The following is a 20,064-nucleotide window of genomic DNA, read 5'->3' as shown; positions in this document are numbered from 1 at the left end:
TGCCTGTTGAGTAAGCAAAGTATAGGGCGCCTGTCGGGCAAGATTTCCCAAGATGATTGCTTCTTGATACGCCTCAAGGTTCACTTGCCGGGTTTTCATAATCATGGGAAGTTCGCGGCCCAGGCTGGTTCTGCGGGGCCGGCCATGGACGCGCCATCGACTCGAAGAGGCCCCGCATGAACCCGTTTCGCCGTGCATTTCTATGCCACACGCTGGTACTGGCAGGTAGCGCCAGCTTGCTGGGGGGCTGCCGCACACGCTATCCGCTGGCGCCCGCCGACGACAGCGCGCCCATGCACGACTATCTGATTGGCCCGGGCGACTCCGTCAACATCATTGTGTGGCGCAATCCGGAAGTGTCGCTGACGGTGGCCGTGCGGCCGGACGGCAAGATCACCACGCCGCTGGTGGAGGATCTGGCCGCCAGCGGCAAGACCTCGACCCAGCTGGCGCGCGACATCGAGCACGCCTTGGGCAAGTTCATCCAGCAACCGGTGGTGACGGTCATCGTCACCAATTTCTCGGGCCCGTACGGCGAGCAGATCCGGGTCATCGGCGAGGCGGCCAAGCCGCAGGCGCTGCCGTACCGGCTGGGCATGTCGCTGATGGACGTGCTCATCGCCGTAGGCGGCATCACTGACTTTGCCGCCGGCAACAAGGCCAGCATCATCCGCATGCGCGAAGGCAGCCAGCAGCAGCTGGGCGTGCGCCTCGATGACCTGCTCAAGAATGGCGATATTTCCGCCAACGTCATGATGCGGCCGGGCGACGTGCTGTTGATACCGGAGAGCTTCTTTTAGTAACGATCTGTGCAATATCAAAACAGTACTTATATTTGTCTTTTTATACTTTTCGGCAAATTTCAGCGTGTGTTTTTTCCATCTAGATGGAAATTTCTTCTGTTTTTTTAGCTGATGGCGGGAACTTTTTTCGGTTTTTTCTTGTCACAAGGCATTGGCTTCAGTCTGTCTCGACGGCGGCCGATGAACGTGAGGACAAGATGAGCTTTCAAGATGAACCCATTATTTCCTTCGACACGCCAGGCACCTTCAGTGACCTGGTGGTGGGCGAAGGGCAGATCGACCCGGCCATGGAGCACGAGCTCGACCTGCAACGCTTTCATATCCGCATGGCCAATTCGCGTGGCCGGCGCGAAGCGGCCAGTTTGCTGATCCGCAAGATGTACGGCTGGCGCGGCTATGCCGTCGATCCCGGCATCGCGCATGCGCTGAATAAAATCACCCTGTTTGCAGAAACGGCAGGCTCCACCGTCGGTACCATGACCTTGTGCCTGGACAATGACGAGACGGGCTTGCCCGCCGATGAAAACTTCCGCGACAAGCTCGACGTGCTGTGCGAGCAGGGCCGGCGCCTGTGCGAACCATCGCGCCTGGCCATCGACAAGGGCGTGAGCAAGCGCGTGTTTGCGGCGCTGATACATATTTCTTATATCTATGCCCACAATATTCACGGCTTTACGGATTACGTGATTGAAGTCAATCCACGGCATGTGGTGTTTTACAAGCGCATGCTCGGTTTCAAGGATTTTGGCGGCGAGCGAGAGTGTACGCGCGTGGGGGCGCCGGCTGTGCTGCTGCGCCTGGACCTCGATCACATGGGAGCCCAGATCCACAAGTACGGCGGCATGATGGAACAGCATGGAGGTGAACGATCGTTTTACCCCTATTTCTTCCCGACATGGGATGAACCTGGCATCACCGACCGGCTGCGGCAGGGGCGCAACTGACTCATTTATTTTTCAGCATGATCGCCTGCATATGGCTGCCCGGAACCGCATACGTGATGCCGCTGGGCGCGCTGATGGAGGCTTCTTTCAAGCCTTTGACATACACCATGTTGACGATGCCGTAGACGAGACCGGTCTCGGGATCGAACAGGGGGCTGCCGCTGCTGCCCGGATATGCCGTCGCGTCCAGCTGGAACACGATGTACGGCGTTTTTTTCAGTTGCGCCAGGCGCCGTGGGTCGAGGCGCTGCGCATTGTCGCTGGGCGTGACCACCGGCGTCAGCGACGACACGGTGGCGCGATGCGTGACGTGATGTAAGCCCAGCAAGGTACCCAGAGGAAATCCCGTAAACGCCATGGCCTGGCCTTCGCGCACCGTGGCCGCGTCGCCCAGCGCCAGGGCAGGCAGTGGCGCGCCCGCCAGGCGCAGCAGGGCCAGGTCGTGTTCCGTGTCCAGCACCTGCACTTTGGCCTGGCGAAATTGCGTCGCCTCGCCCTGGCCCGTGAGAATGCCGATCACTTCGTCGGGATTGGCGTCGAGCAGTTTCTGGATCACATGGGCGCAAGTGAGCACACTCAAGCCATCGCCCGCGACGAATCCCGTGCCGATGAAATGCATGGGCGGCGTGCGCGTCTTGTGCAAGCTGCCCACGCCAACGATGGACGGTTTCACGCGCGCAATGACTTGCGCCAGGGCTTGATCGGCACGACAGGGCGCTCCGGCCAGGGCAAGGACCAGGCAGCACATCAGGGCGGAGGAGAATGTCAACGACAGGGCTTTCATGGCGGCGTACTTTCAGCAGGAGGCGGCGGCGGGGGCTGCAGCAGAGCGCACAGCAGCATCAGGTAGCACAACAGGGCGATGCGCGGCACGTCGAGCAGGCTGTCGAACAGGCCGACGACGAGAAAACCCAGCAGGGCGGCGGCGCAGGCCAGCGCGCCCTGGTCGCCTGCTGCGGCCTGGCGCAGCCGGCGCAGGCCGGCCAGGGCCAGCAGGCCCAGCATGGACAGTGCGCCGCACCAGCCCGTTTCCACCAGCAGCTGCAGCGCCAGGCTCTTGATATGCCACGGCAAGTGATGGTGGTCGCTACTGAAAAACCAGTAATTGTTTGCCTGCGTAAAGCGACCGTTGAGTATCAATTCCTCGCCGCCGGGGGCGCGCAGGCTCAGATTGTCGAGCTCGATCACGGATGCGGTGGCCGTGCCGCTGGCCGCCAGTTCCAGCTGCACGGGCGGGCGCAGCAGCCAGGCGCCAGCGCCCAGCCATGCGCTGTCGAACGCTACTTCATAGTGCTGCCACGCGTCGGCTGGCGCGCCTGGTTGCGGGAGGCGCAGGCGCAGGGGGACATGCACGCAGTTTTGTGCGTACAGCAATTGTCTCTGGCACAGGCGTACCAGCAGCACGGGCATGGCGCCGCTTCTGCGCGCGTCGAGCGCCAGCGTGTAGCGCGTGGCCGGCTGCAGGGGCAGGCGTTGCAGCAGCCGCAGCAGTTCGCCGTAGCCGGCGCTGTAGCCGGGACTGGCCAGGCGCACATAATAATTACCAGGCTCGCCGTCTTGCTCCACATACGCGATGCTGGCTGGCACCTCGCGCCCGGGATTGTGCCAGTAATACTTGGCGGGAAAGCTGCCCATGCCCATGCCGAACAGCTGATCGCCCCAGGCGGATGGCTGCATGTCCAGCACTTGCCGCCAATGGCGCAAGCGGCCTTGCATGTCAAAGGCGGTGGTGGCGAAACGTTCGGTGGCGTAATAACTGGCCGAGACGGGTATGGCCAGCAGCAACAGGATGCCGGCCGCGCCCGCCATGCTCAGGCTGGCGCGGTCCAGCCGCCACAGCGGTGGGCGCAAGCGTCCAGTGCACAGCATCAGTATGGCCAGCAGCACGACCAGTCCGGCTGGCGTCAGGGCGGGAGCACCGGCCCAGTGCCAGCCTATCCAGACAAGATTGCACGCCAGCATGGTCCACGCCATCATCGCCAGGCTCAGCCTGGCTGGGCTTTTGCTGGCAGCACCGCCCGGCCACAGCGCGCCCGCCAGCAGCATGGCGGACAGCAGAAACAGGAAATACGGGCCTTTCAGCCAGCCGGCAGCCTGCTGGCCGGTCCCTTCCGGCCACCAGCTGGCCAGCAGCCCCTGCAGGCACAGCGCGCACAGCAGGCTGGCCGCCACCAGGCGCCACGGCAAGGGCCGCGCCGCCAGCACGAAGCTGGCCGCCAGCAGGACCACGGCGGCGAGCAAGCCCCGGTAGCCGGCCACGCTGAACATGGTCACCAGCAGGACGGTGCCCAGCCCGGCCAGCAGCAGCCTCAGCAAGAGTTTGTCCATGGGTCGCCGGCCCGCACGGGGCCGCGCTACGCCGTGGCCTATGCGCAGGGTCTGCGGCAAGGCCAGCAGCACGGCCAGCAGCATGGCCGCCGCCACGGCCGCGTACAGGCCCCGTGAAAAAGTGGCGCAAGCCGCGTGCAGGGCCAGTGCCAGCAGCAGCAAGGCCAGCGCCGCCTGCCAGCGGCTGCGTGCGCGCGCCAGCCAGAGTCCTGCAAATGGCAGGCTCAGGGCCAGATACCCATCCAGCGCGGCGCCGCCCGTGTGCATGGCGGAAAACGGCGCCGTGATGCGGTAGTCGCTGGACAGGTTCATCAAACCGGGAAACACGGCCCGCTCCCACAGCGCGAACAGCGACACCATAGCCAGCCCGGCCAGCATGCCCGGCAGCGCGTAGCGGCGCAGGGCGGACGCGTCCCCGTCGCGCAGCAGCATCGGCAGCAGCAGCATGCTCCAGGCCCAGGCCTTGCCCAGCCGCAAGCTGTTGTAGGGGCTCAGATAGTTGTCCCAGGCATACGCGGCCAGGGGCGGCAGCGGCAGGACGCCGCGCAGCAGCGCCGCCAGCCAGGCCAGGCTGCACAGCAGCAGGCAGGCGCGTGCGGCGGGCGAAAGCCGGGCCGCTGCAGGCCGGTCCGGCCCGCCCAGTCGCCAATAGCCGCAAGCGACCGTCAGCAACAGCAGCACGTCGATTTCTTCGAGGAAGAACCAGCCAGTCCACGGCGCCAGGTCCAGCACGGGCAGCAAGGCGGGCAGACAGAACAGCCAGCAGGCGGGACGCCAGCACAGCAGCAGGAAATAGGCGGGCAGCAGGGTAGCAAACAGCAGGCCGGGCCAGTCGTGGCCCAGCGGATAATGGCGCAAGGCCAGCATGCAGCCCGCGCCCGCCAGCAAGGCCAGCAGCCGTACCGCCAGGCCGGGCAGGGCCGCGTGTGCCAGCATGACCTAGAGCTGGGTCAGCAAGGCCTGCGCTTCGGCCCGTTGCGGGAAATCCTTGTTGGCGGCAAGCAGCTGTTCCAGTTGCTTGCGTGCCCCCGGCTTGTCGCCCGATTTCGCCAGCGCCGCGCCCAGGTGGTACTGGATGTCGGGCGACTTCGGCGCCAGGCCAGCCGCCTTGCGCAGCAGGGTGGTCGCGCGCTTGACGTCGCCCTGTTCCAGCACGATCCAGCCCAGGGTATCGAGCACGATGGGGTTGTCTGGCACCAGCTTGAGCGCCTGCTCGGCCGTCGCCTGCGCGCGCGGATCTTTTTCCTGCTGATACGCCCACGCCAGGTCGTTCAGCGCCGCCAGATTGGCCGTGTCCTTGGCAACGATGTACTGCAGCTGTTCGATGGCCGCGCGATATTGCTTTGCCTCCAGCTTGGCGCCGGCCAGGTAGGTGCGCACGCCCAGGTCATCGGGCAGGTCCTTCAGCCAGGCCGCCATGCGCGCATCCGCCTCGCGCACCTGGCCCGCGGCCAGCAAAGCGCGGTACAGCTGCACTTGCATGGGGCCGATCTTGCTGATCTGAAGCGCGTGTTGGTACAGCTTGACGGCTTCCTGCGGCAGTTTCTGCGCCATCAGCACGTCGCCTTCGAGCTTGTAGCCGGCTGCCAGCTTCGGTTGCTGCTGCTGTACCTGGCGTGCCACGGCCAGCGCGTCGCGCTGGCGGTTCAGCGACAGCAGCAGGCTTACTTCGAGCACGCGCGCTTCGAGCAGGGTGGGATCGAGCGCCTGCGCCCGCTTGACGGCTTGCAGTGCAGTGTGGCCGTCGCCCAGTGCCAGGTACAGGCTGGCGATGCGCATCTGCAGCGGCGCCGACGTCGTCTGCAGGCTGGCCAGCTTGTTGTAGCTGTCGAGCGCCGCCTGCGTCCGGCCGGCGCCGTATTCGACCTGCGCCCGCATGGCCAGCGCATCGGCGTCGTCCGGGTGGCCAGCTTGCAGGGTGCGCGCCAGTTCCAGCGCCTTGTCGGGCGCGCCCGTCTGCAGGTAAAAGTTACTCAGCAGCAGGGCCGGCGCGACGGCGTCGGGATTGTCGCGGTGGGCCCGCTCCAGCCAGCGCCGCGCTTCGTCCGTCTTGCCTTGCGAAGTAGCCAGCTTGGCCAGCGCCGCGCACAGGTCGGCATTTTTCGGCGCTTTCGCCAGCGCCCGTTCGAAGCGCTGTTTCGCTTGTTCCGGCTTTTTCCCGGCCAGGTCGATTTGCGCCAGATTGTTCAGGGCGGGTAAATAGACAGGGTCCATCCCCAGCGCTTGCTCGAAACTGGCGCGCGCGGCGGGCACGTCGCGCAAGGCCATGTAAACGCCGCCTTTCAGGTTCAGCAGCAGGGGATTTGTGCCTTTCTGCTGCTGTTCCAGCATCTTGACGGTGGCCAGGGCCTTGTCGTTCTGTTTGCTGCGCAGCAAGGTCATCACCAGCATGGTGCCCACTTGCGGCGTGCTCTTGTCGAGCATGCTGGCGCGTTCCAGTTCGTCAATGGCACGGCTGTTCTCGCCCATGCCCAGGCGGCTGATGCCCAGCGCCGCATGCAGCCTGGCCGTGTCCGGCGCCAGGGTATTGGCTTTTTCGAAATACGCCGTGGCCTTGTCGTAGCGGCGCGCGCGCAAATGTGCCTCGCCGGCCAGCGACAGCAGTTCCACGTCGTCGGGAAAGGCGGACAGCAAGGGCAGCAGCAGTTCGAGGGCGGCGTTCGTCTTGCCGCGCATCAGTTCTATTGACGCCATCATCTTGAGCGCATATACATGCTTGGGATAGACGGCCAGGAAGCGCTGCAGATAGTTTTCCGCCAGTTGCGGCGACCCCAGCTTCAGCTGCACGGCGCCGGCCAGCAGGATGGACGGCATGTGCTCGGGCGCCGCCTTGAGCAGCAGTTGCAACGATTGCAGTGCCGCCTTGTTCTTGCCCTGGCGGAAATCGAGCAGCGCCTGGGTCTGCAGCAGGCCCAGGCTGTTGGGCGCTGTCTTGCGCGCCGTGGCCAGCTGCGCCGCCGCTTCCAGGTAGCGGTTTTCCACGATATCGAGGTTGGCCAGGTCGATATGGGCCTGGGTATTGTCCGGTTTGAGCTTGAGGATCTGCATGTAGGCGAGCCGCGCCGCCCCGTTCTTGCCTTGCAGGCGCTGCAGGTCGCCCTGCAGGCGCAAGGCATCGAGGTTGGCGGGCGCGGTTTTCATGGCTTGCGCCAGCAGCAGCTCGGCTGCCGTCACCTGCTGCTCCAGTGCCGCCAGACGCGCCAGGCCCAGCAGGGCCTCGACCTGGCCCGGATGGGTTTCGAGCAGGTGCGCAAACACGGCGCGCGCTTCGTCCTGGCGGCCCAGGGCCAGCAGGGCATCGCCGCGCAGGGCCAGTACGCTGGCGGGCTGCGCCGCATCGTCGGCGATCTCGGCCAGTACCTTGTCGAACTGGCCCAGCACCAGCCAGGCTTTGCCCAGCAATGGCATCACTTGCTGCGCCGCCATGCCCAGCGACTTTGCCCTGCGCAATTCTTTCTCGGCAGACAGCGCTTCGCCCGTGTCGAGATAGATGCTGCCCAGCAGCAAGCGGGCCGCCCCGTTGTCCGGCTCCTTTTGCAGCAGGTTCTTCAACTGGATGATGGCGGCGCGCGCCTCGCCCTTCTGGCGGTACTGCTGGGCGTCGGCCAGCAGGGACTCGCTGCTCTGCGTGCCGTGGCACCCCGTCAGCAAGGGCAGCAGCAGGGTGCAGCACAGCGCGGCGGCCGGCAGACCAGGAAAAGGGCGGGGCAGGGAACGGGCCATGGAAGTCTCCGGTAGCGGCGTGCATGAGGGATGGTCATGGCCTAGCTTAAGAAGATGGGCGCCGCTCTCCTTGATTGCGCTCAACAAGCCGCCGATTCTCCGCGCACGGACGTGCCGCTGCTCCTGGTTCCTTGTTCCCGCTCAAGAATGGCCGGGCCGGCGACCGTAAAATTTCCCGCACGGCGATGCTCAGGCCGCAACCATTGGGAGCACATGCATATGGATAGCAGCGTGGATAGCAAGGCGGACGTGGTGGCGGTGGTGGGGCTCGGTTATGTCGGCTTGCAGTTGGCCGTCGCGTTTGGCATGCGCCAGCGCACGATCGGCTTTGACTTGTCGGCACGCAAGGTGGAAAGTTACCGCAAGCATATCGATCCCACGGGAGAAGTCAGTACTGAACAGTTGCGCGCAGCGCAGTGGCTGAGCGTGGGCTGCGATCCGGCCGAGCTGCAACTGGCCGATTTCATCGTCGTGGCCGTGCCCACGCCCGTCGACAGCGCGCACAATCCCGATTTCTCCGCCCTGACCGGCGCCAGCGCGGCCGTCGGACGCCACATGCGGCGCGGCGCCATCGTCATCTACGAGTCGACTGTGTATCCGGGCGCCACCGAGGAAATCTGCATCCCCATCCTGGAGCGCCATTCGGGTCTGCGCTGGAAGGAAGACTTTCATGTGGGCTTTTCGCCGGAGCGCATCAACCCCGGCGACAAGGCGCACACCGTGCACAGCATCTGCAAGGTGGTCTCGGGTGACGACGCCGCCACCCTGGACAAGGTGGCAACCCTGTACGAAGGCGTGGTCGAGGCGGGCGTGCACCGGGCCTCGAGCATCCGCGTGGCCGAAGCGGCCAAGGTAATCGAAAACACGCAGCGCGACCTGAACATCGCGCTGATGAACGAGCTGGCCATTATCTTCGACCGCATCGGCATCGATACCCTGGAAGTGCTGCAGGCGGCGGGCACGAAATGGAATTTCCTGCCGTTTTGTCCAGGGTTGGTGGGAGGCCATTGCATCGGCGTCGACCCCTACTATTTGACGCACAAGGCGGAAATGCTGGGCTACCATCCGCATGTGATCCTGGCCGGGCGCCGCATCAATGACGGCATGGCCAAGTTCGTGGCGGAAAAAACCATCAAGGAAATGGTGCGCGCCGGTTTTAAACTGAAGGGTGCGCACGTGAATGTGCTTGGCCTGACTTTCAAGGAAAATTGTCCGGACTTGCGCAACTCGAAAGTGGTCGACATGATCCACGAACTGCAATCGTATGGCGTGCAGGTGCACGTGCACGACCCCGTCGCCGATGGCCACGAAGCGCTGGAAGAATACGGCTTGGCGCTGGAAAGCTGGGAACAGCTGCCGCGGGCCGAGGCCATTATCAGCGCCGTCTCGCACCAGGCCTTGCTGGCCCGACCGCTGGCCGATTTCCAGGCCAAGGTGCTGGAAAACGGCTGTTTCATCGACATCAAATCGCATTTCGACCCCCGTCCGCTGCAAGATGCCGGCTTGCACGTGTGGCGGCTGTGATGGCGGCCGACGCCTTCGATCAAGGCGCAAACACGGCGCAAGGTGTTCATGCTGGCGGCCCGGCGGCAGGCGCGTATGCGCTGGCCTGCGCGCAGCTGCTGCAAACGCCGCGGCGCTGGCTGGTGACGGGCGTGGCCGGCTTCATCGGCTCGCACCTGCTGGAAACCTTGCTGCAGCTGGGGCAGGAAGTGCGCGGCCTGGATAATTTTCTGACGGGCCACCGCCACAATCTGGAACTGGTGCGCGCCAGCGTGGGCGAAGCGGCGTGGCGGCGCTTCACCTTCATCGAGGCCGATATCCGCGACCCGCAGGCGTGCGTGCGCGCGTGTGGTGCACCGGCGCAGTCCGCCGGCATTGGCGACGCTGAAGCGGCTACTGCCGGCCGCGACCGTACCGACGCTGGCGGTCCTGTCGACTATGTGCTGCACCAGGCGGCGCTCGGTTCCGTCTCGCGTTCGCTGGAAGACCCGCTGCTATGCCATGCCGTCAATGTCAGCGGCTTCCTGAACATGCTGGCCGCCGCGCGCGACGCGGGCGTATCGCGCTTCGTGTACGCCGCGTCCAGCGCCACCTATGGCGACCACCCGGCCTTGCCGAAGGTGGAGCAGCACATCGGCGCGCCCCTGTCGCCGTATGCCTTGAGTAAATATGTCGATGAACTGTATGCGCAACTGTACGCGCGCTGCTACGCCATGCAGTCGGTGGGGCTGCGCTATTTCAATGTCTTCGGCCCCAGGCAAGACCCGCTGGGCGCCTACGCGGCCGTCATTCCCCGCTGGATTGCCGCCATGCTGGACGGCAATGCCGTGCATATCCATGGCGACGGCGCCACCAGCCGCGACTTCTGCTTTGTGCACAATGCCGTGCAAGCCAATATCCTGGCCGCCACGCATGCCGATCCGGCCGCCGTGAACCAGGTCTACAACGTGGCCGTCAACGCCAGCACCAGCCTGACGCAGCTGCAGGCCAGCATGCAGCAGATGTTGCTGGCCGTCCGCCCGCAGCACGTGCCGCTGGCGCCGCAATATGGCGCATTTCGCGCCGGCGACGTGCGCCATTCGCAGGCGGACATCGCCAAGGCGGCCCGCTTGCTTGGCTATGTGCCCACGCACGACCTGACGCAGGGCTTGCGGCAGACCATCGCCTGGTATGTGCAGCAAGCAAGCCGCGCCTGATGAAGGCGCCGCTTCCCGGCAGCCGGCACTCGCTTGCCTGGTGGGCTGCGCGCGGCAGGCAAGCGATAGTCGTCGGATCGGGTCCCTCCGGTTTGTCTAGCGTTGCGTGGGCGCCGCGGTCGGCGTTGTTTTCCCATCCGTACCGTTGCTGGCGTTGCTGCCGTGGAGCGGTCCAGTTCCAGCCTGTCGGCCGAGTATACGGCGCCGCCTCTGCCCGCACGCCTGATCTTGCTCAAGCTTGAAGAGGGAACTATTGATAGCCTCGCCGGGCCCGGATGGGCAGGGCAGTCAGGCGCCTGCTCGGTTCAATCCAGATCAATACCGCCCCGCGCGACCCGTCCACACTGGTGCTTTGCAGCGAACTACGAGGAGAACACGATGATAGGCAACGAGAATGGTTTCACTGCCCCGCCTGCCAGCAGCGGCAGGGGACAAAACGCGGACGATGAAGAGGCCGTCGGCCAGTTTTCGCTCCCTGGCGAAGAAGACAATACGATCGAGAGCGCATCTGTCTCGGACGTGCCAGACGCCCTGAGCGGCGTCAGCATGGAATTGCTGGAAATTAAGCGCAGCATCGAAGACGGCATGCGCCAATCCATTTCCCAGGCGGGCGGCGTGCGCGCTGCCGATGCCTTCAGCGACGGCGGCAATATCCAGGGCGTGTCCATCGGCCTGGGCGAGGGCGCCAGCGACAGCTCGTCCGGTGAGCCTGGCTTGCCGGCCCTGACCTTGTACGTGGCCGAGCCCACCTCCGTCGACCGCGCCAAGGCCGCCATCGTGGGGGGGATGGGCGTGCGCGCCGTGGCCAGCGACAGGGTGCCCGTCAATATCGTCGTCACGGGCGTGATCGATGCGCAACCGCACCGATTCCGCTTGCGTCCGGCACCAGGCGGCGTGTCGGTCGGGCATTTCCGCATCACGGCCGGCACCATCGGCAGTCTGGCCGTGGGACGCAGCGCGCCGCGCAACAGCCGCTTGATGATACTTAGCAATAATCATGTGCTGGCCAATTCCAATGGCGGCGTGTTCAATGACTGCATTGTGCAGCCGGGCCCCATGGACGGCGGCCGCTGCCCGCAAGACCAGGTGGCCGTGCTCGAGCGTTTCGTGCCCCTCAATTTCAGCGGCGGCGTCAATTTTGTCGATTGCGCGACCGGCTGGGCCTGGCCAGACCGCGTGCGTCCTGAACTGGTCTACCTGAGCGGCGGCGTGCCGGCGTACTTCCGCATCAGCAATGCGCTGGTGGCGCCCGCACTGGGCATGATGGTCGGAAAATCCGGCCGCACGACGCAATTGACGCAGGGGCGCATTACGGGCCTGGGCGCCACCATCAACGTCAATTACGGCGGCGGCAGGGTCGCGCTATTTCAGGACCAGATCGCCATCACGGGCGTGAGCGGGGCATTCAGCGCCGGCGGTGATTCCGGCTCGTCCATCTGGACCTGGAACCAGCAGCGCAATCCTGTCGGCCTGCTGTTTGCCGGCGGCGGCAACATCACCTTTGCCAATCAGATGCGGCGGGTGGTGGTGGCGCTCGACATCAATTTGTACACCTGAGCACGCTGCCAGGGCCTGCTGAGGCGGCGTTGCGCCGCCTTGCCTAAGGCTGTTTTTTGCACGATCATGATCTTGGGCAGCAGTCACGCGTGGTGTTGGCCGGCGAAGGGGGCTACAACGCCGGATGGCCGGGTGTATGATGGAATGCATCAGGAGGGTGTGTCATGTCAAATAGTAAATTCGCACAATCGCCATATGCCGTCTTCGAAGACGCCGTCATGCCGTATTTGCCGGATCAGACCGCTGGACAGGGCATGGGTCAATACGCCCCTGCCGCGCCGCCTGGCCGCCTGGAAGCGGCCAGGCGGCGCAACGAGCGGGCGTTGATGGCCATCGATGGCGTGGAAGGCGTCAGTGTCGGGCAGACGGCAGTGGGCCAGGAAGCGCTCGTCGTGTACCTGCGCGATTCGTCCGTCAAGCAGCGCGTACCCTTGCAGGTCGAGGGCTATCCGGTGGAGACGAGCATCACGGGCCAGATCGATATCCAGCGCTGGTAGCAAACCGGCTGGGCGACTCGACCATCATGGCGCGCATCGCTGCGGCGGAAGGACTGTCGCCAGGCCTTCCGGCGTCTCTGTCAGCCTGCCTTATTTGCTCAGGCGGCCGATCGCTTCGGCCACGCCCGCGCCATAAGCGGGGTCGCACAGCGTGCAGTTGCCGATGTGGCGTTGCTTGACTTGCTCCGAGGCGCCCGAGATGGCGCGCGCCGTGTTGTCGAACAACGCTTGCTGCTGTGCCGGTGTCATCAGGCGGAACAGGGCTCGGGGCTGCGAATAGTAATCTTCGTCGACGCGGTGGTTCCAGTGGTCGGCCGCGCCTTCGAGGCTCAGCGGCGGTTCGCGGAAATCGGGCTGCTCGGCCCATTCCTGCTCGCTGTTCGGTTCATAGCCCAGCGTCCCGCCCTGGTTGCCGTCGACGCGCATCTGGCCGTCGCGGTGGTAGCTGTGGAACGGGCATTTCGGCGCGTTGACGGGGATATGGCTGTGGTTGACGCCGAGGCGGTAGCGCTGCGCGTCGCCATACGAAAATAGCCGGCCTTGCAGCATCTTGTCCGGCGAAAAACTGATGCCGGGCACCACATTGGCGGGATTGAAGGCCGCTTGCTCCACTTCTGCGAAGTGGTTGTCGGCATTGCGGTTCAGTTCCAGCACGCCCACCTCGATCAGCGGGTAGTCGCCGTGCGGCCATACCTTCGACAGGTCGAAGGGGTTGAGGTGATACGTGCCTGCCTCTTTTTCCGGCATGATCTGCACGTACAGGGTCCAGCGGGGAAAATCCTTGTTTTCGATGCTTTCGTACAGGTCGCGGTGCGAACTTTCACGATCCTTGCCCACCAGCGCCTCCGCTTCGGCATCCGTCAGGTTTTGTATCCCTTGCTGGGTTTTAAACGTGAACTTGACCCAGAAACGCTCATTTTGCGCATTCAGGAAGCTGAAGGTATGGCTGCCGAAACCGTGCATGTGGCGGAAACTGCGCGGCAAGCCCCGGTCGCTCATGACCACCGTCACCTGGTGCAGCGCTTCGGGTAGCGAGGTCCAGAAATCCCAGTTGCTGTTGGCGCTGCGCAAGCCCGTGCGCGGGTCGCGCTTGATGGCGTGATTTAAATCGGGAAATTTCAGCGGGTCGCGCATGAAGAACACGGGCGTATTGTTGCCGACCAAATCCCAGTTGCCTTCTTCCGTATAGAACTTCAGGGCAAAGCCGCGGATATCGCGTTCCGCGTCCGCCGCGCCCCGTTCGCCAGCCACCGTGGAAAAGCGCGCGAACATCGGCGTTTGCTTGCCCACTTCGCCAAAGATTTTCGCTCGCGTGTAGCGCGTGATGTCGTGTGTGACGGTAAATGTGCCGTGCGCGCCGGAACCCTTGGCATGCATGCGGCGCTCGGGGATGACTTCGCGGTCGAAGTGGGCCAGCTTTTCCAGGAACCACACATCTTGCAGCAGGGCAGGGCCACGGGGGCCGGCCGTCTGGATATTCTGGTTGTCGACGACAGGCGCACCAAAGGCGGTGGTCAGCTTTTTCATGGGAATCTTTCTTTATAGGGAGGTCAACAGACGAGCCAGGGCCTATCCCGACACTGGCTGGGCTGAACGCGTTCGACGTTCACCTTGGCTGGTCCAGAGTAACAAATTTCCAAAAAAGCAAATTCAGTGTGCGCTTTCGAGGCCCGCAGCAGCCCCGTCGCCTCCGGGGAAGCAGCCAGGCCATCATAGCCTCTCGGCAATGTCTAGTACAACACGATTGAGCTGGCTTAAAACTTGTTCCAGTTATTGTGCCGGTGTTCCGTCGCTTCCTTCATCAGGTGGCCCGCGCGCACGGCGTCGTCCGCCTGTACCGTCAAGGCCAGTTCCTGGATGGCGGGCGGGTACTCGTGGTGGGCCGCTTCTTCCAGCAAGGCATGGCCCTTGACCAGGTCGCGCGGCACGCCGCGGCCTTCGCGATAGGCGTTGTACAGCAGAAACATGGCGTGGGGGTTACCCAACTCACTCGACTTTTCCAGCCAGCGCGCCGCTTCGCTTTGATCTTTTGGCACGCCTTCGCCGTTGGCTGCCAGCAGGCCCAGCATCAATGCCGCCTTCGCATGGCCTTGCAGCGCCGCCTGCCGGTACCACAGCCAGGCTTGGGCCGGCGTGGCTGTGCGCAACATCTGCCCCAGCTCGAAGGCCGCTTCCGTGTCGCCGGCGCGGGCCGCCTGTTCGAACAGACTCAGCGCCTCGGCGCGCCGTTCCGGGCGGGGCTGGTAAATCAGCGCCAGTTCGCGCTCGGCGACGGGGATATCCTTGCTGGCCCAGCTGCGCACGCGGCGCTCGGCCTGGTGGTCGCCCGCCTGGCGCGCCTGCATGGCGACGGCTTCGATTTCCGCCGGCGTGGGCGGCGGCGACGCCTGGCAGGCGGCCAGGGCGGCAGCGAGCACGACGGCGGGGAGGGAGAGTGCGTGTTTCATCGGGATCACCTTTCATCAAAACGGGCCGGCACCACCGCAGTCCCGGCCCATGGACCTTATTTGCTCAGGTCGATGCGGTACTTGGCGAAACCGCTGGCGTCGAGGCCGCCTTCGGCCGCCACGTTGGCGATACCGCTGCCTTGCGCCAGCGCCAGGTGGCCCGGCGCTGAACGCAGGATCACGGGACCGGCCGTGGCCGTCTTGACGAAGCTCCAGCTGCGCGCGCTGCCATTGGCCGCCAGGGTCACCTTGCCGCCCTTGGTGCTCAGCGACGCCAGGTAGTTGCTGACCACGGCCTGGTTCGCATCGGGCGACTTGATGATGGTCTTGCTGCCATCGATGCCGGGCACGGCGCCGCCGCCACCGGCGCGGTAATCGTTGGTAGCAACGATGAAATCATCGCCATCGGCGACAGGTGCGCCCTTGTACGTGAGGTTGACGATGCGGCTACCCGGCTTTTTCGTCACATCGATCTGGTACGTCAGCGCATTGTTTTCCGCGTAGAACACGTCGTAGTTATAAATCGTGCCATACGACGGCACCAGGTCTTGCTCGGCATTACTGGACGGATCGATCTGGTTGAATTGCCTGGCCGACGTTTCCAGCCACGCCTTCAAGTCCGATCCCTTGATCTTCACGGCTTGCAGGTTGTTATTGCTATACAAATACAAATCGCCCGGATTGCGCACCTGCAAGCCGATTGGCGCGGCCGGCGTCGCGCCTGCAGCCACGTCCGTGAAGTCCGACGGCCCGTTGCGGCCCGCCTTGAACGGCGCGCTGCACGAGATGACGGGGATATTCTTGTAGCTGGACAAGGTCGCATCCGTGCTGGTGGCGATGAAGTTCTTCACGTAGTCGAGCTGCGCCTGGTTCACCAACTGGATGGCGCTGACATCGCCCACCAGCGCAAAATAGGCGGACATTTCGAAATCCGTGCTGATGCCCAGCGGCTGCTTGGCGTAGGCGATGGTGGCAGCGTGCTCGGTGGCCACCAGCGGCGCGATGGCCGGGTCGGCTTTCACCAGGGTCTTGCCATCCGTGTACTTGAAGCCGCGCGATTCCACCGTCGTCTTGGCCGGCTGCACCACCCATTTTCCACCTTGGAACGCCAGCGTCAGCTTGATGATGCCCAGGCGGCGGCCCCAGCTTTGCGCCATGACGGTCGGTACGCCGTTGACAAAGCCGTTGACGGCGTCGATCTTGGCGCTTGCCGGGAAGGCGGCAAACGAGGCGTCCAGCGCGGCCGCGCCTTCTTCCTTGCCTTTCGGGAAAATCAAGTGCGAGTGGCCGATCATCAGCGCGTCGATGCCGGTGCTGGTCAGGTGATAGCTGCCGTTTTCCATCTTCGGGCTGTAGGCGCTCGTGTCCAGGCCGCCATGCGACAGAGCCACGACGAGGTCGGCACCCTTGTTGCGCAATTCCGGCACATATTGCTTGGCCGCTTCCTGCACGCCCGTCACGCTGACCTTGCCAGCGAGTACTTTTTGATCCCATTCGAGGATTTGCGGCGGCACAAAGCTCAGCACGCCCACATTGATCTTCACGTTCAGCTTGCTGCCATCGGGCGCCGTGGCGGCGAAGTCGCGGGGCAGCAGGGTGTAGGGCTGGAAGATGGGCTTGCCGCTGGCCACGCCGACGACGTTGCTCAGCACGGAAGGGAAGGCGGGCGCGCCGCAGGTGCCCGTCGGCTTGGCTACGCCAGGAATGCCGAAATCCGTGTTGGTGATCTGGCTCAGGTAAGGCAAGCCATAGTTGAATTCGTGGTTGCCCATGCCGCCCGCATCATATTTCAAGGCGTTCATGGCCTTGTGCACGGCCAGGGTGCCGGAGCAGGGCACAGGCGCTGCCACGGCTTGCAGGTCGGCCAGCAGGGTGCCCTGGATGACGTCGCCATCGTCGAGAAGTACATTGTTCGGGTTTTCCGCGCGCGCCGCCTGGATCAGTGTGGAGGTGCGCTCCAGGCCCAGGCTAGTGTCTTCAGCCAGCGCGTAATAGTTGTAACTCAAGACGTTCGAGTGGATATCGGTGGTTTCCAGCAGCGCCACGGTGACCGTCGTGCCTTCTGGAATGACCTGCGCCGTCGTCGAACCGCCGTTGCAGCCGACCAAGCCCACACTTGCCAGCGCCGCCAGCATGACCCAATTTGTTTTCATTACCGCCCTCGGAAAGATTCAAAGGACGCGACTGTAACGCCGCCATGTGACGCGGCGATGACAGCCGTGCAAGGCGCATGGATTCAGGGGCGTGTGCAGGCGGCCACGGCCTTGCTGAGCCAGGCCGCATCGGCCGAGCCCAGTCGGCGCGTGCAGATCCGATGTTCAGAAGTCAGAATCACTGTGTACGGCAAGCCCTTGATTTTATTGCCAAAGATAGGCAGTAAGGACGGCGATGCCAGGGCCTGGAGATAGCGGGCCGGGTGGCTGCGCAGGAACGCTTGCGCGGCCGTCTGCGTGTCGATGGCGATGCCGATGAAGGCGAGTTTCGGCTGGCGGGCGGCGTGCGCATTCAATATCGGCAGCTCCTGGATGCAAGGCAGGCAGTGGCTGGCCCAGAAGTTCAGCACCACGGCCTGCCCCTGGAATTGGTCCAGGCGGATATGCTCGTCCGCATCGAGGCGGGGCAGGTCAAACTGCAGCGGTGCGGCAGCCGCATGGCTGGCCAGCAAAAGCAGCAGCGCCGGCCAGGTTTTCATTGTGGCACCACAGCTGCGTCCGTCATGCGGTAATACAGGCCCATGGGGTCGCTGGCCAGCACTTTCAGCTTGCCCTGCACGATGAACGGGGCATAGCTGAATTTCACGGGCGTGCGGCTCTTGATTTCCACCACGCCTTCCGGGCCGGCAGGCAGGCAAAAGGAACAACTGGCCGAGGTGACGGTCAGCAGGAAATGCTTGTGCTTTTGCCCCGCTTCCAAAGGCATCATGAAGCCTTGCACTTTCACCTCCGTATTGTCGAGCGCGCTGATTTCCGCCGTGTATCTGGGCACCATGTGGCCCTTTTTCGCTGTGACCGTGGTGGCCTTGCCCAGCAATTTCCACGAAACCACGCCGGGCAACTCCGTCAAGGGAGCGAAGAACGATGGTGGTTCGTCGGCGGGAGCCGCTGTGGCGATGCCGGCCAGCAGCAGTCCAGTGCTCAAAAGCATGATTTTCAAGATGGGATTCTCCTTCAGGGGCGCGCCAGGGTGGCGGCGATATCGGTGCGGTAGGCGCGCAAGGCGGGAATGGCAGCAGCCAGCAAGCCCACCGCCACGGCGATGACAGGCAGCCACGCTTCATCGGGCGCGATGCGCCAGGCTTGCAGGCTCAGGTCCTGCGTCGATTCCAGCAGGCCCAGCAAGCCTACACCCGCATGGCCCAGCAGCCAGCCCAGCGCCGCGCCTGCCAGCGACAGCAGTAATCCCTGCGCCAGCAGCAAACGCAGCAGCTTGGCGGGCGAGGCGCCCAAGGTGCGCAGGATGGCCAGGTCCCACTTGCGCTCTTCCAGCGCGCCGTACAGCGCCACGAACAGCGACATGGCCGCCACCAGCAGCACGCCGGCGGCAATCGCCCGCAGCACGGCGATGCCTACGCCCAGCAGATTGAACAGCCGTGCTGCCTCGAAAGCGGGCTGGGCCGCCTGCAGGAGCGGCTGGCCATTCACCCAGCGCGGCAGGCTGGTGGCGGCCAAGGGGGATGCGTATTGCACCAGTACGGCCGTCAGTTCGCGCTGGAGTGCTGCGGCGGGCGCGGCAGGATGATCGTCGGGGTCCGTTTCGTGCACCCGCCACACGGAGGCGACTGGCGTAAGGATGAGGCGGTCCAGCACCGTGCCCGTCGGCAGCAAGATGCCCGTCACCGTGTAGGGCGCATGCTCGTGCAGTTCGCCGCCCGACGCCAGACCATGCGAGCCGGCAAAGCGGGCACCGAGGGTAGCGCCTGTTTCGCGGGCGGCGCTGGCACCGAACACGACCTGCATGGGTTGCGTGAACAATGCTCCTCGCGCCAGGTGCGCAGCGTAATGGTCGAGCAGCGCCGTGGTGGTGCCGACGATGCGGAAACCGTGAAAGTTGTCGCCCAGCGCGAGCGGAATCGCGGATTTCACCAGCGGCTGCGCGGCCAGTGCCGCCAGCGCCGTATCGGGGATGTTGCCAGTCGGAATATCGGCGTGATACACGGACGACAGGATCAGCTGCAGCGGCGAGCCTTTCGCGCCCACCACCAGATCGATGCCCTGGGCATCGCATTCGGCGTGCTTTTCCAGCTGGGCCGAGACGCTGAGAATAAACGCCATCATGGCGATGCCGGTGGCAACCAGCATCAGATTCAAACCTGACGCCAGCGGCTTGTAACGCAGGGCGCGCCAGGCCAGAGTGGCCGCGTTCATGCCGCCTCCCTGGGACGCGGCAGGCGCAGCACTGCAGCGTAGGGCATGGCGGCCAGCACTCTGGCGTCGTGGCTGGCAATCACCAGCGAGGCACCTGTCTGCTCGGCCTGCCTGGCCAGCAGGTGCACGACGGTGGCGCAGGCGTCATCATCGAGGTGATTCGTTGGCTCATCGGCCAGGATCAATTGCGGGCGCATGAAGACGGCCCGCGCAATGGCGGCCCGTTGCCGCTGGCCGCCGCTCAAGGCATGCGGGTAGGCATCGAGCTTGCCGGCCAGGCCTAACTGGTCCAGCAGGCTGGCTGCGCGGGCCGGATCGGGCCGCTGGCAGCTGGCGTAGGCGGGCAGCAAGACATTATCGAGCAGGTTCAAGCTGGGCACCAGCGCCAGTTGCTGGGGCAGCAAGCCAACGGTGCGGCCCCGCCAACTGTCGCGCTGGCGGGGCGTGAGGCCGGTCAAGGACGTGCCAGCCACTTCGAGGCGGCCGGCCTGAGGCGCCAAAATGCCCGCCAGCAAATGCAGCAAGGTCGATTTGCCGGAGCCGGACTGCCCCAGCAGCAGGGCGTGCTGCCCGACGGGAAGGTGAAAAGCGGCGATATCGAGTACGGGGGTGGATGGATCATAGCCATAAGTCAGTGAGGCAAGCTTGAGCATGGAATTCTTTCGGGTGGCCGGCAGGCAAATATTGCCGCACAAATGCAAC

The 20,064-nt window shown here is 64.5% G+C and carries 16 protein-coding genes; 6 read left to right on the top strand and 10 right to left on the bottom strand.

Going from position 1 to position 20,064, the window contains the following annotated elements; all coding sequences use genetic code 11:
- The first annotated feature begins 176 nt into the window (after window positions 1–176).
- Window positions 177–800: an XrtA/PEP-CTERM system exopolysaccharide export protein gene (locus tag ACQ4WN_RS17525; protein ID WP_436552698.1), complete on the top strand. Its 624-nt coding sequence runs from the start codon at window positions 177–179 to the stop codon at window positions 798–800.
- 200 nt (window positions 801–1,000) lie between these two features.
- Window positions 1,001–1,747, top strand: a complete 747-nt coding sequence (locus ACQ4WN_RS17520) for an N-acyl amino acid synthase FeeM domain-containing protein (protein WP_436552697.1) — start codon at window positions 1,001–1,003, stop codon at window positions 1,745–1,747.
- A 1-nt stretch (window position 1,748) separates the two neighbouring features.
- Here the strand turns inward: ACQ4WN_RS17520 and ACQ4WN_RS17515 are convergent, their stop codons facing one another.
- Genes ACQ4WN_RS17515 through prsT form a run of 3 tightly spaced genes read right to left on the bottom strand, consistent with a single transcriptional unit; the run spans window position 1,749 to window position 7,798 of the window.
- Window positions 1,749–2,531 (bottom strand): S1 family peptidase, encoded by a 783-nt coding sequence (locus ACQ4WN_RS17515; protein WP_436552696.1) that lies wholly within the window; start codon window positions 2,529–2,531, stop codon window positions 1,749–1,751.
- Window positions 2,528–5,011 carry a hypothetical protein gene (locus tag ACQ4WN_RS17510; RefSeq protein WP_436552695.1) on the bottom strand — a complete coding sequence of 828 codons (2,484 nt, stop codon included), beginning with the start codon at window positions 5,009–5,011 and terminating at the stop codon, window positions 2,528–2,530. The genes ACQ4WN_RS17515 and ACQ4WN_RS17510 overlap by 4 nt, the downstream gene beginning before the upstream one ends.
- A gap of 3 nt (window positions 5,012–5,014) precedes the next feature.
- A complete protein-coding gene (gene prsT, locus ACQ4WN_RS17505) occupies window positions 5,015–7,798 on the bottom strand; it encodes an XrtA/PEP-CTERM system TPR-repeat protein PrsT (protein ID WP_436552694.1) in 2,784 nt (927 codons plus the stop codon).
- 219 nt (window positions 7,799–8,017) lie between these two features.
- Between prsT and ACQ4WN_RS17500 the strand changes: the two genes are divergently transcribed.
- The 4 genes from ACQ4WN_RS17500 to ACQ4WN_RS17485 all read left to right on the top strand — a co-directional run bounded on the left by ACQ4WN_RS17500 (window position 8,018) and on the right by ACQ4WN_RS17485 (window position 12,551).
- A complete protein-coding gene (locus tag ACQ4WN_RS17500) occupies window positions 8,018–9,322 on the top strand; it encodes a nucleotide sugar dehydrogenase (RefSeq protein WP_436552749.1) in 1,305 nt (434 codons plus the stop codon).
- Window positions 9,322–10,497 carry an SDR family oxidoreductase gene (locus tag ACQ4WN_RS17495; protein ID WP_436552693.1) on the top strand — a complete coding sequence of 392 codons (1,176 nt, stop codon included), beginning with the start codon at window positions 9,322–9,324 and terminating at the stop codon, window positions 10,495–10,497. Before ACQ4WN_RS17500 ends, ACQ4WN_RS17495 begins: the two co-directional genes overlap by 1 nt.
- Window positions 10,498–10,875: 378 nt before the next feature.
- On the top strand, window positions 10,876–12,054 hold the full coding sequence (locus tag ACQ4WN_RS17490; RefSeq protein ID WP_436552692.1) for a chymotrypsin family serine protease: 1,179 nt from the start codon (window positions 10,876–10,878) through the stop codon (window positions 12,052–12,054).
- A 164-nt stretch (window positions 12,055–12,218) separates the two neighbouring features.
- A complete protein-coding gene (locus ACQ4WN_RS17485; RefSeq protein WP_436552691.1) occupies window positions 12,219–12,551 on the top strand; it encodes a hypothetical protein in 333 nt (110 codons plus the stop codon).
- A gap of 90 nt (window positions 12,552–12,641) precedes the next feature.
- On the opposite strand, the gene ACQ4WN_RS17480 is transcribed toward ACQ4WN_RS17485, so the two are convergent.
- The 7 genes from ACQ4WN_RS17480 to ACQ4WN_RS17450 all read right to left on the bottom strand — a co-directional run bounded on the left by ACQ4WN_RS17480 (window position 12,642) and on the right by ACQ4WN_RS17450 (window position 20,015).
- A complete protein-coding gene (locus ACQ4WN_RS17480) occupies window positions 12,642–14,078 on the bottom strand; it encodes a catalase (RefSeq protein WP_436552690.1) in 1,437 nt (478 codons plus the stop codon).
- 227 nt (window positions 14,079–14,305) lie between these two features.
- Complete coding sequence (locus ACQ4WN_RS17475; protein ID WP_436552689.1) at window positions 14,306–14,998, bottom strand: tetratricopeptide repeat protein; 693 nt, start codon at window positions 14,996–14,998, stop codon at window positions 14,306–14,308.
- Between the two features lie 56 nt (window positions 14,999–15,054).
- Entirely contained in the window at window positions 15,055–17,151 is a 2,097-nt protein-coding gene (locus ACQ4WN_RS17470; protein WP_436552688.1) for a bifunctional 2',3'-cyclic-nucleotide 2'-phosphodiesterase/3'-nucleotidase, read from the bottom strand.
- Between the two features lie 83 nt (window positions 17,152–17,234).
- On the bottom strand, window positions 17,235–17,690 hold the full coding sequence (locus tag ACQ4WN_RS17465; RefSeq protein WP_436552687.1) for a TlpA family protein disulfide reductase: 456 nt from the start codon (window positions 17,688–17,690) through the stop codon (window positions 17,235–17,237).
- Window positions 17,687–18,142, bottom strand: a complete 456-nt coding sequence (locus tag ACQ4WN_RS17460; protein ID WP_436552686.1) for a DUF3299 domain-containing protein — start codon at window positions 18,140–18,142, stop codon at window positions 17,687–17,689. Before ACQ4WN_RS17460 ends, ACQ4WN_RS17465 begins: the two co-directional genes overlap by 4 nt.
- A gap of 23 nt (window positions 18,143–18,165) precedes the next feature.
- Window positions 18,166–19,362: an FtsX-like permease family protein gene (locus tag ACQ4WN_RS17455; RefSeq protein WP_436552685.1), complete on the bottom strand. Its 1,197-nt coding sequence runs from the start codon at window positions 19,360–19,362 to the stop codon at window positions 18,166–18,168.
- Window positions 19,359–20,015, bottom strand: coding sequence for an ABC transporter ATP-binding protein (locus ACQ4WN_RS17450; protein ID WP_436552684.1), 657 nt, complete (start codon window positions 20,013–20,015; stop codon window positions 19,359–19,361). The genes ACQ4WN_RS17455 and ACQ4WN_RS17450 overlap by 4 nt, the downstream gene beginning before the upstream one ends.
- Window positions 20,016–20,064: the final 49 nt, after the last annotated feature.

Origin of the sequence: Janthinobacterium pasteuri (genome assembly GCF_051380775.1) — a bacterium.
Taxonomy (GTDB): Bacteria; Pseudomonadota; Gammaproteobacteria; order Burkholderiales; family Burkholderiaceae_D; genus Janthinobacterium.
The sequence above is the reverse complement of the archived record's forward strand: the minus strand, read 5'-3'. Positions and strand labels throughout refer to the sequence as shown.